Origin of the sequence: Holzapfeliella floricola DSM 23037 = JCM 16512 (assembly GCF_001436605.1) — a bacterium.
Lineage (GTDB): Bacteria > Bacillota > Bacilli > Lactobacillales > Lactobacillaceae > Holzapfeliella > Holzapfeliella floricola.
The window spans coordinates 30214-45102 of sequence record NZ_AYZL01000019.1; the positions used below are offsets into that span (position 1 = coordinate 30214).

14 protein-coding genes and 2 pseudogenes are annotated in these 14889 nt (G+C 34.0%); 12 read left to right on the forward strand and 4 right to left on the reverse strand.

The annotated features are described in order from the left end of the window. A pseudogene (locus FC86_RS06670) lies at positions 1 to 312 on the reverse strand (homoserine dehydrogenase); the annotation flags it as partial. A gap of 112 nt (positions 313 to 424) precedes the next feature. Between FC86_RS06670 and thrC the strand changes: the two are divergent. From thrC to FC86_RS03795, 5 genes are all read left to right on the forward strand, one after another. After that, on the forward strand, positions 425 to 1900 hold the full coding sequence (gene thrC / locus FC86_RS03775; protein WP_056974743.1) for a threonine synthase: 1476 nt from the start codon (positions 425 to 427) through the stop codon (positions 1898 to 1900). A gap of 3 nt (positions 1901 to 1903) precedes the next feature. Next, positions 1904 to 2791, forward strand: a complete 888-nt coding sequence (thrB, locus tag FC86_RS03780) for a homoserine kinase (protein WP_056974744.1) — start codon at positions 1904 to 1906, stop codon at positions 2789 to 2791. Then, positions 2784 to 3218 (forward strand): ACT domain-containing protein, encoded by a 435-nt coding sequence (locus FC86_RS03785; protein WP_056974817.1) that lies wholly within the window; start codon positions 2784 to 2786, stop codon positions 3216 to 3218. The genes thrB and FC86_RS03785 overlap by 8 nt, the downstream gene beginning before the upstream one ends. Before the next feature lie 93 nt (positions 3219 to 3311). Further along, on the forward strand, positions 3312 to 3743 hold the full coding sequence (locus FC86_RS03790) for a GNAT family N-acetyltransferase (protein ID WP_056974745.1): 432 nt from the start codon (positions 3312 to 3314) through the stop codon (positions 3741 to 3743). 141 nt (positions 3744 to 3884) lie between these two features. Then, positions 3885 to 5021 (forward strand): C39 family peptidase, encoded by a 1137-nt coding sequence (locus FC86_RS03795; RefSeq protein WP_056974746.1) that lies wholly within the window; start codon positions 3885 to 3887, stop codon positions 5019 to 5021. A 52-nt stretch (positions 5022 to 5073) separates the two neighbouring features. On the opposite strand, the gene FC86_RS03800 is transcribed toward FC86_RS03795, so the two are convergent. Next, entirely contained in the window at positions 5074 to 6324 is a 1251-nt protein-coding gene (locus tag FC86_RS03800; RefSeq protein WP_056974747.1) for an MFS transporter, read from the reverse strand. Between the two features lie 98 nt (positions 6325 to 6422). On the opposite strand from FC86_RS03800, the gene FC86_RS03805 reads away from it, so the two are divergent. The 6 genes and pseudogenes from FC86_RS03805 (at position 6423) to FC86_RS03830 (ending at position 10719) form a co-directional block, all read left to right on the forward strand. Then, positions 6423 to 6683, forward strand: coding sequence for a helix-turn-helix domain-containing protein (locus tag FC86_RS03805; RefSeq protein WP_056974748.1), 261 nt, complete (start codon positions 6423 to 6425; stop codon positions 6681 to 6683). A gap of 18 nt (positions 6684 to 6701) precedes the next feature. Then, complete coding sequence (locus FC86_RS03810; RefSeq protein ID WP_082618848.1) at positions 6702 to 7250, forward strand: Rgg family transcriptional regulator; 549 nt, start codon at positions 6702 to 6704, stop codon at positions 7248 to 7250. Positions 7251 to 7541: 291 nt separating this feature from the next. Beyond that, positions 7542 to 7814 (forward strand): hypothetical protein, encoded by a 273-nt coding sequence (locus FC86_RS03815; RefSeq protein ID WP_056974750.1) that lies wholly within the window; start codon positions 7542 to 7544, stop codon positions 7812 to 7814. 353 nt (positions 7815 to 8167) lie between these two features. Beyond that, positions 8168 to 8978, forward strand: a pseudogene (locus FC86_RS03820) (2-keto-4-pentenoate hydratase). A gap of 378 nt (positions 8979 to 9356) precedes the next feature. After that, the gene (locus tag FC86_RS03825) at positions 9357 to 10439 is read left to right on the forward strand and encodes a PTS sugar transporter subunit IIC (RefSeq protein WP_056974751.1); all 1083 of its coding nucleotides are present in this window, start codon (positions 9357 to 9359) and stop codon (positions 10437 to 10439) included. Between the two features lie 91 nt (positions 10440 to 10530). Beyond that, entirely contained in the window at positions 10531 to 10719 is a 189-nt protein-coding gene (locus FC86_RS03830; RefSeq protein WP_056974752.1) for a hypothetical protein, read from the forward strand. A gap of 43 nt (positions 10720 to 10762) precedes the next feature. Here FC86_RS03830 and FC86_RS03835 read toward each other — a convergent pair whose 3' ends face one another. Beyond that, the gene (locus FC86_RS03835; RefSeq protein WP_056974753.1) at positions 10763 to 12841 is read right to left on the reverse strand and encodes a cation:proton antiporter; all 2079 of its coding nucleotides are present in this window, start codon (positions 12839 to 12841) and stop codon (positions 10763 to 10765) included. 172 nt (positions 12842 to 13013) lie between these two features. Here FC86_RS03835 and asnA point away from each other — a divergent pair, with 172 nt between their 5' ends. Then, complete coding sequence (asnA, locus tag FC86_RS03840) at positions 13014 to 14021, forward strand: aspartate--ammonia ligase (protein ID WP_056974754.1); 1008 nt, start codon at positions 13014 to 13016, stop codon at positions 14019 to 14021. 421 nt (positions 14022 to 14442) lie between these two features. On the opposite strand, the gene FC86_RS03845 is transcribed toward asnA, so the two are convergent. Next, on the reverse strand, positions 14443 to 14889 hold a 447-nt coding region (locus FC86_RS03845), incomplete at its 5' end, for a hypothetical protein (RefSeq protein ID WP_056974755.1).

A 14889-nucleotide genomic window follows, 5' to 3' on the forward strand; every position in this document is an offset into this window, starting at 1 on the left:
GACAAATTCATCCATATACTTGGCAATAACGGCTTTATTAGCACTGACGACGTGTTTGCCATTTTGAAGAGCTTTCAAAATATAGTCATGAGCAGGTTCAATTCCGCCCATTACTTCGACAACGACATCGACATCATCATTCAATAAAATATCATCGATGTTAGCGGTCATTTCAGGTAAGTCCTTTGTCCGAGTTTCACGAACAAAAATATGAGACACGGTTAGATTTTGGGTATGTGCCGTATTTCCTTTCTTAATAATGTCATAAACACCTGTTCCAACGGTACCAAAACCTAAAATCGCAATGTTCATCAATAAAGACCTCCTTGAAATTTTGTTTATTAATAATAAACACTTGTTTTTATTTAATAAACACTTTATCATAAACATAGTGAACAAGCAACAAAAGCTAAGGAGATTATTTATGCCTCAATATACCAGTACTAGAGATCATCAAGTCGCACTGCCAGCAAAGCGTGCTATTTTTCAGGGATTCTCAAAAGATAAGGGATTATTTGTGTTACCTGAAATCCAAAAATACCCATTAGATATCAACCAATTAAGTGGCTTGAGTTATCAAGATATTGCGAAACAAGTCTTAACGCGATTGTTACCCGATTTTACACAAGATGAGATTAATCAAAGTATTGATGATGCTTATCATCAAACCTTTGACAGCCCAGAAATTGCGCCATTAAAAGCAGTTGATAATTTTTATGTGCTTGAACTTTTCCACGGGCCAACCAGTGCTTTTAAAGATGTGGGTTTACAGTTATTACCTAAACTGATGCAATATGTGTTAGACGACCAAGAAAAAGTTATGATTCTAACGGCGACAAGTGGTGATACCGGAACAGCCGCTTTAAATGGATTTAAAGATAATGCCAATACCGGTATTACTGTTTTTTATCCTAATGGTGGTGTTAGTTTTGTTCAAGAAACACAAATGCGGTCAACTTTTGGCCACAACACTAACTTAGCTTCAATTGAAGGAAACTTTGATGACGCTCAAACTAAAGTTAAACAAATTTTAAATGATGCCCAATTAAGTCAAGAACTAGGGGACAAGATTAGCCTATCGAGTGCGAACTCAATTAATATTGGACGTTTGATTCCGCAAGTTGTTTATTACTTTAATGCTTACAAGCAATTGCTCAATCAGGGCAAGATTAAAGCTGGAGATAAAGTAAACTTCACGGTGCCAACAGGTAACTTTGGTGACGTTTTAGCTGGTTACTATGCCAAATTAATGGGTTTACCCGTTAATCGTTTTATTATTGCTTGTAATGAGAATAACGTTATTGCTGATTTCTTCGAAAATGGCGAGTACAACCGTAATCGTCCCTTCTTTAAAACTGTTGCACCAAGTATGGATATCCAAATCTCAAGTAATTTTGAAAGACTACTTTATTACAAGAGTGGTGAAGATACGGAATTAATTCAGCAGTTAATGTCAGACTTAGAAACAACTGGTCAATTCGAAGTTGATGCTGATTTACTAGCCGCAATTAAACAAGATTTTGCTTGTGGTTTTTGTACAGATGAAGAAATCAAAGAAATGATTCACGATCTATATGAAGAAACCGGTTACTTAATGGATCCACATACTGCTTGTGGGTATAAAGTGATGCGTGACTTTGAAGAGCAAGATTCGAATATTCCTAACATTTTATTGAGTACAGCCAGTCCTTATAAATTTATTGATACTGTTTATGAAGCAGTTATGGGTGAAGCTAGTGAAATCGATGCCATGCAAAAGATTATGGCGGTTGAACGTCAAACTGGCTTTACGGCACCTGATGCGATTAAAGAATTATTCGGGATTCAAACTACAGAACAAGATAATTTATCGATTGACGAAATGCGTGATTATGTCAAAACTAAAGCAAAGGAGTTGTAATCAATGATTAAAATCACAGTACCAGCTACGAGTGCCAATGTTGGGCCAGGCTTTGACTGCTTAGGTCTAGCAGTTAACATTTTTAGTACGTTCACCTTTGAACCAAGTCAAAAACAGTTAGAAATTTTAGGGTGCGATTCGACTTATCAAAATGATAGCAATTTAGTCTATCAAGCGTTTGTGAAAGGCTGTAATTACTTAGGCGAAGAAGTTCCACGTTTAAAATTAACAATTGATAGTGACATTCCCGTTTCAAGAGGGCTTGGTAGTTCAGCAAGTTGTATCGTTGCAGGAATTAAGGCGTCTGGGTTGTGGTTTGATCAAGATTTTACTAGCGATACATTAGTTAAATTAGCGACACAAATTGAAAAGCATCCAGATAATATTGCACCAGCTGTTTATGGTAAGCTTTGTTCAGCTTTTTTAGATGGCGATAAAGTTGAATTGACACAATATGAAGTCAGTCAAGATTTAAAATTCACAGCGATTATCCCCGATTATAAAATGAGTACCAAAGAAGCCCGACAAGCTTTACCTAAAGAACTAACCTACGCTGATATTACATTTCAAATTAGTCATAGCTTAGCTTTGGTACAAGCTTTAGGCCAAGGGGATTTTGAAAAGTTAGCAACAACTTTAAAAGATAAAATGCATCAACCTTACCGCACGCCACTGATTAAAGAATATGACGAGATTGAACAAATCGCGAAAAACCACGACAGTTTAATTTACTTAAGTGGTAGTGGCTCAACAATGATGTTGATTTCACCTAATGATGAAAAACGTGCTAAAATGGTAAGAGTTTTGATTGAAAAATTTGCTGAATTCACAGTAAAATCAATTGAAGTTGAACAAAATGGAATAGTTGCGAAGGTGCAAAATGATAAATAAATATTATATAGTCGATAAATCAATTTTACCTGACTCTTATGAAAAGGTCATTCAAGCTAGAAAGCTCATTGATACTGGTGAAGTGACACAAGTCAGTGAAGCGACCAAAAAAGTCGGTATTAGTCGAGGAACCTATTATAAATATAAAGATTTAGTTTTTAATAATGAACGAGGAGATTGGAATAAAAAAGCAGTTATCTCGTTTATGTTAGATCATCAAAAAGGGATTTTGTCTAAAGTGCTGAGTATCATTTCTGAAAAGAATGCGAGCATTTTAACCATTAACCAAAATATCCCAATTCACCAGATTGCGAGCGTGATGATTTCACTTGATTTTAGTGAGTTGACTTGCACGGTTGATGAATTGCTTGAAGCGATTGGCAATATTTCAGGAGCGACTAAAGTTGAATTAGTTTCTATTGAATAGGGTTACACGCATTTTAATTTTAAAAAGCATCGATGATAATTTCTATTAAGAAGTCATAATCGGTGCTTTTTTATGGAGAAAAGAGAAATAAAGATGAAAATTGAAATTAAAGAAACGGCAGAATTAACAGCGGCAGAATTATTGACTATTTTAAAAGAACGGACAAAAGTATTCGTCGTCGAACAAAAAAGTCCCTATCAAGAAGTTGATGATTGGGATAATCAGGCCATCCATGTTATGTTTTGGACAGACAGTCATGAATTGGCAGCTTATGCACGTATTTTAAATAAAGACGACTATATTAGCTTTGGTCGAGCATTAGTTACACAATCATTTAGAAAACAGAAGATGGGTAAAAAGTTGGTGCAAACAGTTTTAGATGAGATTAATCAACGGTATTCTCAACAGATTATTCGAATTGCTGCGCAATCCTATTTACAAAAATTCTATGGTGCTTTTGGATTTCAAGTAAGCTCATCAGAATATTTAGAAGATAACATTCCCCATATCGATATGATTTTATAATAGTGTAGTATAGTTTAATATGTTGTATTATAATATATTAGTTTATCTTGATAATGTATTCATTTTGTAACCATTTAGTAACAATACTCTGCTAGAATTATCATAATTACATGAGGTAACGTAACGGAGGAAGAAGTTACAATGAACAAAAAAAATAAGCTAGTTTCTACTTTAACACTCGCTTCTCTAGTATTAGGAGTTGCAACGGTAACACAACATGAAGTAAAAGCAGATACCAATGGGTTGCAAGTAGCATCCGGTAACTACATTGATGGGCAAAGAATTGCGTCATGGCAGAATGTGACAACAAATCCAACAGTTAAAAACTATCTACCAAATGACGGTCAATGGTTAGTTCATAATGAAGCGAAAGATCCACAAGGTCATTCCTATTATTTAGTGGGAAATAATGAATATGTTATGGCTAAATATTCTGACTTATTGGGAGAAAACTCTGAACAAGCAATTGACTCGACCGTGACTATTGAGTATATAGCAGGGTACAATTTAAGAATTTGGTCAGAACCAAACAGCACTCAAGCGACAGGAGTTGTTCAACATCAACAAGATTATCATGCTTATAAAAGGCGTGTGGTTCACGGTAAAACTTGGTATGAAATTGGTGCTAACCAGTGGGTCAATGGTGATTATGCTAAAATCAAAATTGAAGAAAAACGTGATGATAAAAATGATAACCAACAAATTGAACCTGAAGCACCAGCAACTAACCCAATGCAGCTATTCGCCCAACAGACTTCAGCTAAATTAAAGCAAGACAGTCTGAATTCCCATTTGATTTTGCAAACAGATGAACGCTATAAGAGTTTACCTTATGGGACAGGTGAAGGAACAATTGATAAAAATGGCTGTGCAATCACATCATTAGCGATGGTTAGTGCGTTCTTTGATAATTCGATTAAGACTTCTCCTGCTGATATTTTGAATTGGTCAGGTAGTCGTTACTTTATTGATGGACAAGGTACGTCTTGGGATATTTTCCCGGATTTTGCGACACAATTTGGTTACCAATTCCATGATTTAGGTAATGACGTTAATAATGCATTGCCCTACTTGAAGCAAGGAATTCCTGTTGTAATCTCAGTCGGTCCTGGTCAATTTACCGGAAGCGGTCATTTAATGGTGCTATCTTATGCTGATAATAATGGGATTAGATTACTTGATCCAAATGATAGTCCAGATAAAAATCACAGTTTGACGATTTATAGTCCAGCTGAAATCCAAAAAGATATGATGCACATTTGGGCATTCACTAAATAAAAATCATATAATATGTCATTTTATAATATAATATGTTGTAAAAAACCACTTCTTAATGAAGTGGTTTTTTTGCTAGAAAAGATAGCCAAAAGTTAAGCGAGATAGTGACTAGTGCAAAGCCAATAAAGAGATAATAGCTGAACTGACTATTAGCTGAGGCTAATAATGGAAACAGGAAACTAGTGACTGGAGGCATCATGACAAGAACTGAATTGACCGTTGTAATGATACCACCTAGTTGAGTTGCTGGATATTTTTGAATAACTAATGTAGTAAATCGAGGCGAGATAATGCCAATTAAGCTACCTGTGATTGCAACGGAAAGCAAAATTATAGTTATTTGATCAACCAAAAAACCAATTCCTAATAGAATTAAGAAGACATTGGCCACTAGTGCTAGTTTTTGAGTTGAAATTTTGGTTAAGCAAATGGAACTGAGGCTATTGCCAATAATCATCGAAATAGTAATTGTAGCCGATAATAGTGAAATCATTAAAGCACTGATATTAGTCGAATTGGGAGTATTACTTTGTAAAAATAAAACGTAAATCGGTGTTAAGCCGCCTAAACTCCCATTGAGTAATGCTAATTGAAGTAAATCATTTAAAATGGGTTTGTTTTTCAATAGACTACTGAAGTTAGTTTTAATTAGCTTCCAGCTCGGTTGTTTTTGAATTGAGAGTTGCTGGTTGTAGGAAGTGAGTTTAGATTTCAATAGCCAAAAACTAATCGCCACAATTAAAAAAATGAAAGCATTTAGCCAAGCAATTGTTTTGGGAAGAAAAATTGTCATCAAATACGCTCCTAAAAATGTTGCAACAGCACTTAGTAATTGAGAAGTGATGCTAATAAGACTTTGAGCTTTTGACATGTCAGACGGGTTGACCATCAATTTAGTAAAAGGTGCAATGAGTGCTGATGAGTAATTTCCCAGTAAATCAGATAAAAAGTTAAATAGGGCAATGCTTACGATTAAGCTCAGCGTTGACGTGTAATTAAGTAATATACCGACCAATAGATACAGCCCAAAGCGAAAAAATCCGGTACTGATGAGTTGTTTAGGTTTACGATGTTGTTGATCAGCTAAACTTCCTAGAAAAACACCTAATAGTAAGGGCAGGGTTTCAGAAATGGCAATGATAGTGATGGCAAGATGCGGTTCAGGAAGAGTAGCCGCAATGGATAAGAGAACGGTGTAGAAGAGTCTATCACCGATTTTTGAAAAAAGATTAATACTAGCTAATTGGGTAAACGCACTATTCTTTTTAAGAAATTGTATCTGATTATGAATAGTGTTGAACATGTAAACCACTCCTTTAAATTTGATAAACTTATTTTGTGTGATAAGATAGCAAAAATTAAATAAAGTCAACAAAAGTTGCCTAATTAAGGGGGAGTTAGATGTATGGTCCTGTTATTCGAAAAGTAAGAAAAGGAAAAAATTTAAGTTTTAAAGCTGTTTATACGGGGGTATGTTCCAAAACCAATGCGATTAAGTTTGAAAAGGGAGAACGACAATTAGCAGCTGATAAATTTACCAATGTTTTAAATCATTTAATGCTGAGTTTTTCAGAATTTTTATGGATTAAAGCTAATTACAAACCTTCTCCTTCGCTGTATTATCAATATGAAGTGATCCAAAGTTGGAATCAAAATAAATGAGAATTATTTAATCAACAAATTCAATCATTAGAACAAAGTTCAGTTAAAATTGAGTATTTAAAATTAGCAAGTTTTCGGCTATTAAAGGACTATCAAAATCAGCAAGATCTCAATAAAGAAGAACTTGCTTTAGTCACCACTTATTTTTCAGAATTATCATTGTGGACAATGGCTGATCTAAAATTTTTTGCGAATAATTGTTACGTATTACCATATGACTTGTTGAAGCAATTGTTAGCAGAGGCATTGAAAGTCTATTCACGTTATAATCACTTCGAAAACAGTCAAGAAATAGTAGCGACAGTTGTGGTTAATAGTGTGGACTGCATGATTACTAATCAAGATTTCACGTTAGCCGATAAATATCTTGATTTTTTGGATAACCGGATTTTAGGCGAATTTAAATTGATGAGTTATCAACTACTTAGTCGGTATTATCGAGCTAAAATCTTATTTTTGTTTATTGATAAGAAAAAAGGCAAACAAGCTCTTATTCGTATTTTAGAAATTGCTGAGTATTTAAATAACCAGTTAATTGCTGATGAAATCAAGAGATTGTTAAATTAAACTGAAAAGATTAAAAAAAAGTGAATTTAACGCTTGATTTTTTAATTTAACCGGTTATAATTGGTAACAAGATTTAGTTAAGAGCTCAACACAAACGAGTATCAGCTATTTCGAAACAATCATTATTGAATTAATGAGGACAATTTGAAAGAGGGGGTGGTTCCAATGGAATCTGCGATTGCAAGTTCAACCGATGATTATTTTTTAAAGGTGAAGCACAATCAACACCTTTATGATTCCGTTAGACCGCCTACGGATGTAGGTGGCTAACCAATGTAAGGAGAGATTACTATGACTGCACAAGCCAAAGCAACAAATGCAACGTTAACCAAACCGAAACCCACGAAGGGCTACATGACATCATTACGCCAAGTCTTTCGTGAGCAGAAAACAAAATTAATGTCTAAATATAGCAAACAAGTAACAGCTGAAGCTTTAGCAGACCGAGTCTCTCGCCACCGAATTCATTTAACTCGATTAAAATCTGAATTCGAAAAAATGCGATATTCTTTAAATTTTGAAGCACATCAAACAATGATTAACGTTCGTTTTTCTGGCGGATAGAGTAAAATTATTATGTAAATAAAAGTGTCATGAAATAAGTAGCGATTATTAATTACGGAGTCCACAAATGCAGTGTTTACCCACTAGATTTGTGGACTTTTTTTATTAAAAATAAATTAAAAAAGTGTTGACTTTTTAATTTTATGCGTTACACTAAGTAACAAGTTAAGTGATAGGCCAATTGTAATTGTCCTTTTTTAACAACAAACTAACAGGAGGTGGTCGACATGGCGTCTGCGATTAGTCACATTTCAGATGAAGGTCCAATTAATATTATGAATTTAACTATGTTAGACCACTTTTTGGTCATTTGAGGATTAAGAAGTGATCCTAACTCAAAAGGAGAGCTTATTATGACAGTTAATTTAAAGGAAAAATATCAACAATTATCTCAATTGGAAGAAAAAGTCGCACAAGACTTATATCAAGCTTATCAAACTAAATCACCATTACAGATGGCCGATTACGAAGAAGCTGTTAAAACAGAAAGAAGCGGCTTATCGTGTACAAAGACGCGTTATGGCACTGAAAAATGAATCCTTAGGGGGTTATAAAGTCAGTCTAACAAGTCAAGAAACACAAAAAATGTTTGATTCAGATGAACCGCTTTATGGAGCTCAAGTCGCCTCTCATTTTGTCAAAAGTGGAAAAAGACTGCGGATGAAACAAGATTTAATGGCACCACTGGCAGAGGTCGAACTGGTTTTTCGTGTAAAATCTGATTTAAGTTCAAGTGACTCTTTAGCGGAACTAGCAGCTAAAACCACTGTTGCGCCAGGAGTGGAGGTTCCTGATTCTAGATTTGCGGAGTGGTTTCCGAGTTTATCCAAATATTTAGTGATGTCAGATTCAGCGATTGGTGGATACGTTGTTTATGGCAAAGAACTTGAAACTTTTCAATGGAACAGCTAAGCCGTGTGTCATGTCAATTGTTCCATGGTAATCAAGAAGTTGCTGTGGGGAATTCAGCAGAAGTTTTGGGAAATCCATTAAACGCATTAAAATGGCTAGTCGATAAACTAGCCAAACAAGGGGTGAAATTGTCAGCTGGTGAACGTGTATCTTCAGGTACATTTTTATTACCAGTTACAGTGACTTCAGGTGAATTGGCACGTCAAGTTTAACGATTATTTTGAAGATGTCCGCTTCAAAGTAACCGAGTAAGTCATTCTGTTCATTATAAATATACTCAAAAAGAGACTGTCTAGATTTAGACGGTCTTTTTATTGTAATAAATATAAAAAATTATTGGAGATTAATGATGTTATTGTGTTGACAGTTGCTGGAGATTCACCATTGAAAATGATACTATTCGAAAATCATTTAATAAATCTCCTATTTTTAAAATCAGTTTGAATGTGAATTAAATGTTGCTATATCAACATTTATAAATGAAATTTAATAGTTAAAAATAAATTTATCTTCTTTATTATGATATTAAAATTAAAACAAAATAAAAAAGTTATTGATTTTTATTAAAAAACATGTTGTAATTTTAACAATACAAAAAAGTAAAAACACAACATGAGGGGAGTTTTATATATGAAAGAGAACACAGCTAATCAGGCCAAGAAGCCAATGGATTACGTTTATCAAGTTTCTGCAGGGGTGTCAAACGCTATTTTAGTCTGCTTAGGAATTGGATTACTTTTACAATCAATCGGAAAAATGACAAATGTTCAGGCTTTATATCAGATTGGAACTATTTCTCAAGTCTTACTAGGACCAGCTATTGGCGTCGCAATCGCTGCTTGTTTAAATAGTAATACTCTAGTTATCTTTAGTGCGATGATTTCATCGACCATTGGTGCAAATAGCGTGTTCTTTTCAGAAGGAGGCATGAATGCGATGACAGCAACGGGACATCATATGTCACTTGCGAGTAATAGCACCATGTTTACTTCGGGACAACCTATCTCAGCTGTAGCTGCAGGTCTAATTGCTGCATTAGTAGGAAATTACCTAACTGGAAAAACACCACTAGACATGATGTTAGTGCCACTTTCAGCAACTGTAGTAGGAACGATTTCTGGATTAGTGCTAGCTGCTGTGACAACACCGGCTCTAGTTTGGATGAGTAAATTCATTTACGACTCAGTTACAATCAATCCTGTGGTTGGTTCAATTGCTGTTGCAGTGGTTTGGGCAATCTTTATGATGACGCCAGCTTCATCAGCCGCACTGGCAATTGCGATTATGTTAGATCCTGTTTCATCAGGAGCCGCTTTAATTGGGACAACAGCCCAATTTGTAGGCTACACAGTTATGTCATTTAATCAAAATAATTTAGGAGCAAACATTGCACAAGGATTAATCACACCAAAAGTTCAGTTTGCTAACTTGTTAGCTAATCCAAGATTGGCTATTCCACCAATGATTGCTGCAATTATCTGTGCACCTATTGCTACTGTTGCTTTTGGATTTACCACAACACCTCAATTGGCTGGATTAGGCTTGACTTCGTTAATCGCGCCAATCAACCTTGCTTCTACCAATTTAAATGCGTTGATGGTGTACATCGGCGTAGGTATGGTCTTACCTGCAATCATTTCATACGTGGTATACAAGCTACAACTTGCGATTAAATGGGTAGAACACGGTCAATTGAAACTAAAAATTGTTTAGCATTATTCAGAACAACTTACTCATGAGTAAGTTGTTTTTTATTGCCTATAATCATGATATCCTATAAGTACTGTTCAGAAGGGAAATAAATATGGCAATAATTAGTATTATGATTGATTTGGTATTTATAATTAGTATCACTTTAATTGATGTAACCATTTTCTTTAAAGAAATAGAAAAGCCAAAACAAAAGCGTAGTTCTTTACTGATTTTGTTAGCAATTATTTCATTTGTGATTGTGTTACTTTATACCGTGTCTTTAGTATTAAAAGCATTTTAAATTAAAAAAGCATCTTGCAAATCCGCAAGATGCTTTTTATTACTTAACCCAAGGCAAGTAACGTACTTTGAGCTGAGATGATTTCATCATAAAGTTGATTGAATAAAGCTTGGCTATATTTATTATTGCGATAATTATCAATAATAAAAGTCAATTCATATTGTAATAAGGCCATTAGATATTGATTTTCTGATAATTTGGAGTCTAATTGACCATCAACTTGTGAACTTTGTAAGACTAAAAGTTGTCTGAGTGCGATTACTTTTTGCTTGTTTTCTGTTTGGTAATCGTAGTCTTTTAAAAACTTAGTTGTAACAGGTTTTAAAATTTCTTTAAGCTCTTTAAAAGCTGCTTTTAAACTATCTGATACAATGATTTTTTTGAAGTAAGAGAGATACTCATAATCTATGACAAGTTTTTTACGTCGTCTTGTCAAAAACGCATGATAAAAAGGTAATTTAATGAGTTTAAGTTGGTGATCAATGTGCTTGATTTTTTGACGAACTTTGACTAATTTAGCCTCTGTTACTTCAGGTGAATTTTCTAGTTTGAGTGAACGAAATTCACGTTGTCTACGACGAAAAGAAAACAAAACATTTAAAGAGGTTTGATTATTTTGTTGTGCAGATTTTAATCGGTTAAATAATTCTACAGCTTCTGGAGATAACTGTTTTTTTACAGTTGCTTTTTGAACAGCTAAATAATAGTCATGACTCAGGCTGGTTGTAATCTGTTTGAGTTCTTTTGGAGAAAATAGTGTTCGTTTTGAAAGTCCAGTTTGAGTGTGGATTCGACGACTTAAGTTGAGTTTAGTTTGGTTATCAATAGGTAGCGTATCGATATGGGCAATTGTTGCCGTTACAATTTCTTGATGAGCTTCTTGAACTTCATCAATTGTTAACTCGATTTTTCGTCCCGGTAGTAGAAAAGGGAGAACAATTAAAGGAATCACAAAACTAAACACAATAACGAATGAAGAAACAACCAAAATATCGTCACGATAATCTAATAAACCAATAGAAGGTAAAGAAAGTGCCATCGCAAGAGTCACACTGCCATGAACACCACTAATTCCAAAAATAATCGCGTTTTGCCACTGAAACCGCTTATCAATCGTATCATCACCTGTATAGAAGTAAAACAGCGTTCGAATAACAAAGAATAAAAGCAGTGCACACAAACTGATTCCAATCAGTTCATAATAATGTAGATCAGTCAGAAATTCGATGTTTTTAAAGATAATCACTAAACTAACACCCAAAATACCAAAAACAATCCCATTTAGGATTTGACTTAAAACGCCCCACAATTGGGTCATTAAGTTAGTCATTTGAGAAGACATCAAAAGCGTTTGTTCTTGTTCTTCATGATGAAAAATCCCCGCCATCACAACAGCAATAAAAGCTGACACACCAATTTCTTCAGCAATAATATAAATTAAAATAGGTGTTAATAATTGAATAAGTACTTGTGAGGTTGCGTCATTAAAATGATGTTTTAATAAATAGTTACGAAAGAAAATAATAACAATTGAAGCTAAAACACCAAAAATAATTCCGCCGACTGCTGCGTAGATAAAGGTTAAAAAACCTTCAATTGGACTGATATGTCCTGTTCTTACCCAAATTAAAGATAACTCTAAAGCCACGACAACCGTTGCATCATTGAACATAGATTCCATTTCTAGGTCGTCACTAAGTTTTTCAGGTGTCTCAAAGTTGGATTTAATCGATCCCAATGCTGTTGCATCCGTGGGGGTCACGATAGCAGCTATACATAGAGCAATACTAAATGGCCAGCCTAATACATAATGAATAAAAATCATTAATGCTCCCATGCACATAAAGGCTAACCAAAAAGAAAGCTGAAAAATTTCTTTTGAATTTTCAATAATATATTGTTTGGTCGTCTGTTGTCCTTCATAAAAAAGTAAGGGGGCGATGACAATAGGTAAGAACCATTGCGGATCAAGGGAAGTGACATAGTTTTGCATGCTGGGAATCATAGCTAGTATAATACCTAGTGCTGTTTGCCAAATGGCTTGTGGGATTTTTGGGAAGAGATTGGCTAAAAAATTCGCCAAAATAATAACAAAGCAAAGTCCCATTAAAAAAATCAACATCATTAATTCTCCTTATATAAATATTTATGCTTCTAATCATACACTTCTTTAAATAAATTTGAAAAACAAAAAACGCCCAAAATTAGTTTATAATTAAAATTTTAATTTACTTTTATTTATTTTGGTGGTAAAGTCTAATAATAGACTTATTTAATAAAAGGAGATTTCATATATGGACTTATTTATTCCAGAATTATACGATTCTAAATTGTCAGTCAAACAAACACAACTTGCGATTCAAGAAATTCGCGAGGTATTTCAAAATAATTTGGGCAATACACTTAATTTGAATAGAGTATCTGCACCAATGTTTGTTTTGAAGAATACGGGTTTGAATGATAATTTGAATGGTGTTGAATCTCCCGTTTCCTTTCAAATTAAAGACATTCCTGGTGAAGATATTGAAGTTGTTCATTCTTTAGCAAAATGGAAGCGTAATGCATTGGGGCGATTTGGCTTTGAAGCTGGTAGTGGACTTTACACTAACATGAATGCAATTAGAAAAGATGAAGAGCTCGATAATGTTCATTCTATTTATGTTGATCAATGGGATTGGGAGCGTGTTATTGATAAGTCAGAACGTCACTTTGATACTTTAAAAGAAACTGTTCGTAAAATTCTTAAAGCAATCAAACAAACTCAAGCAAAGGTTGCACAAACTTATGGTGATGCAATTTATGCCTTGCCTGATGATATTACCTTTATAACAACACAAGAGCTAGAAGACCGATACCCTGAATTAACACCAAAAGAACGAGAAAATGCCATCACAAAAGAGTTAGGAGCTGTTTTCTTAATGCAGATTGGTGGCAAACTGAAAAGCGGTGAACCACATGATGGCCGAGCACCTGACTATGATGACTGGCAATTAAATGGCGATATTTTATTTTGGTTTGAACCTTTACAAAGTGTACTAGAAATTTCTAGTATGGGAATCCGCGTCGATGAGGATTCCTTAAGAGAACAGCTCGCAATCACAGGACTAACTGAACGTGCTGATTTACCTTATCACCACAAGATTTTAAATCAAGAATTACCTTATACAATTGGTGGTGGAATCGGACAATCTCGCCTATGCATGCTATTGTTACAAAAAGCACATATTGGAGAAGTTCAAACAAGTGTTTGGCCACAAAAGATGATTGACAAATGTGAAGCTCATGGTATTCATATTTTATAATCAAAAAACATCAGTCAACTATGACTGATGTTTTTTATTTTGACTTTAAACGTCCGTATAGTGTAATGGCTTGAGCCGTGGTTAAATGATATGTATCACGAATCGTTTCGACAGTTTTTTGGGTATCTTCTGTTTCAGCAATGATTTTAGTTATTTTTTTACTTGTTCATCATTGACTAGAAACGAATTAATAAGCTTTTTTTCATAGTTGTTTTTTAGATAATAAATAACAACTATTGCGATACTTAGTAAAAAAGTGATAATTAATAAAACATCTTTCATCATAAACCTCCAAAGTTTTAATCTATAGTAGATTATATTATAGAAAAAAGTTGAAGTATAATTCAGATGGTAAGTTAAGTAAATATTTTAAAAAAATTAATATCCAAATAAAAAAGTATGGGAATCATTCCCATACTTTTTAAACTGTAACTAAACCAACGAAATCAAGCTTATCTTGATCGATTTCCATGTAAGGCACTTTAATAGTTGTGCCAACTTTTTTAGCATTTAGGATATATTGTCCTAGATTAATATTTTTTGATAATTTTGAAGCTTCAAGTAAAGCTGTTTGAATATTATGAATACCGATTTGAACATCGAAGCTACCTGTTGCTTGTGGATAAACTTCATTTAAAAGTGCTACTTTTTGATAAGGGGTATCCATTCCAAGTTCTGATTGCTGGATTTGTTCTCTTTTCTCAAGAATTTCGATTACAGCAGGATTGTCGTTATTTTGAGTTTGATTAATAAACTTATGTTCATGATCCAAATCAAAATCCATGTTATAGATACTAAGATCACTATTGTCTTTTTGGATATTATCGATTAATTGTCTACCTGTTTTCATTTTTGGATTATGATTTTT

What these genes read in the sequence shown, in the direction of transcription:
- thrC (WP_056974743.1), top strand. Translation starts at nt 425, where the DNA reads ATGCCTCAATATACCAGTACTAGAGATCATCAAGTCGCACTGCCAGCA.
- thrB (WP_056974744.1), top strand. Translation starts at nt 1,904, where the DNA reads ATGATTAAAATCACAGTACCAGCTACGAGTGCCAATGTTGGGCCAGGC.
- FC86_RS03790 (WP_056974745.1), top strand. Translation starts at nt 3,312, where the DNA reads ATGAAAATTGAAATTAAAGAAACGGCAGAATTAACAGCGGCAGAATTA.
- FC86_RS03795 (WP_056974746.1), top strand. Translation starts at nt 3,885, where the DNA reads ATGAACAAAAAAAATAAGCTAGTTTCTACTTTAACACTCGCTTCTCTA.
- FC86_RS03800 (WP_056974747.1), bottom strand. Translation starts at nt 6,324, where the DNA reads ATGTTCAACACTATTCATAATCAGATACAATTTCTTAAAAAGAATAGT.
- FC86_RS03805 (WP_056974748.1), top strand. Translation starts at nt 6,423, where the DNA reads ATGTATGGTCCTGTTATTCGAAAAGTAAGAAAAGGAAAAAATTTAAGT.
- FC86_RS03815 (WP_056974750.1), top strand. Translation starts at nt 7,542, where the DNA reads ATGACTGCACAAGCCAAAGCAACAAATGCAACGTTAACCAAACCGAAA.
- FC86_RS03825 (WP_056974751.1), top strand. Translation starts at nt 9,357, where the DNA reads ATGAAAGAGAACACAGCTAATCAGGCCAAGAAGCCAATGGATTACGTT.
- FC86_RS03830 (WP_056974752.1), top strand. Translation starts at nt 10,531, where the DNA reads ATGGCAATAATTAGTATTATGATTGATTTGGTATTTATAATTAGTATC.
- FC86_RS03835 (WP_056974753.1), bottom strand. Translation starts at nt 12,841, where the DNA reads ATGTTGATTTTTTTAATGGGACTTTGCTTTGTTATTATTTTGGCGAAT.
- asnA (WP_056974754.1), top strand. Translation starts at nt 13,014, where the DNA reads ATGGACTTATTTATTCCAGAATTATACGATTCTAAATTGTCAGTCAAA.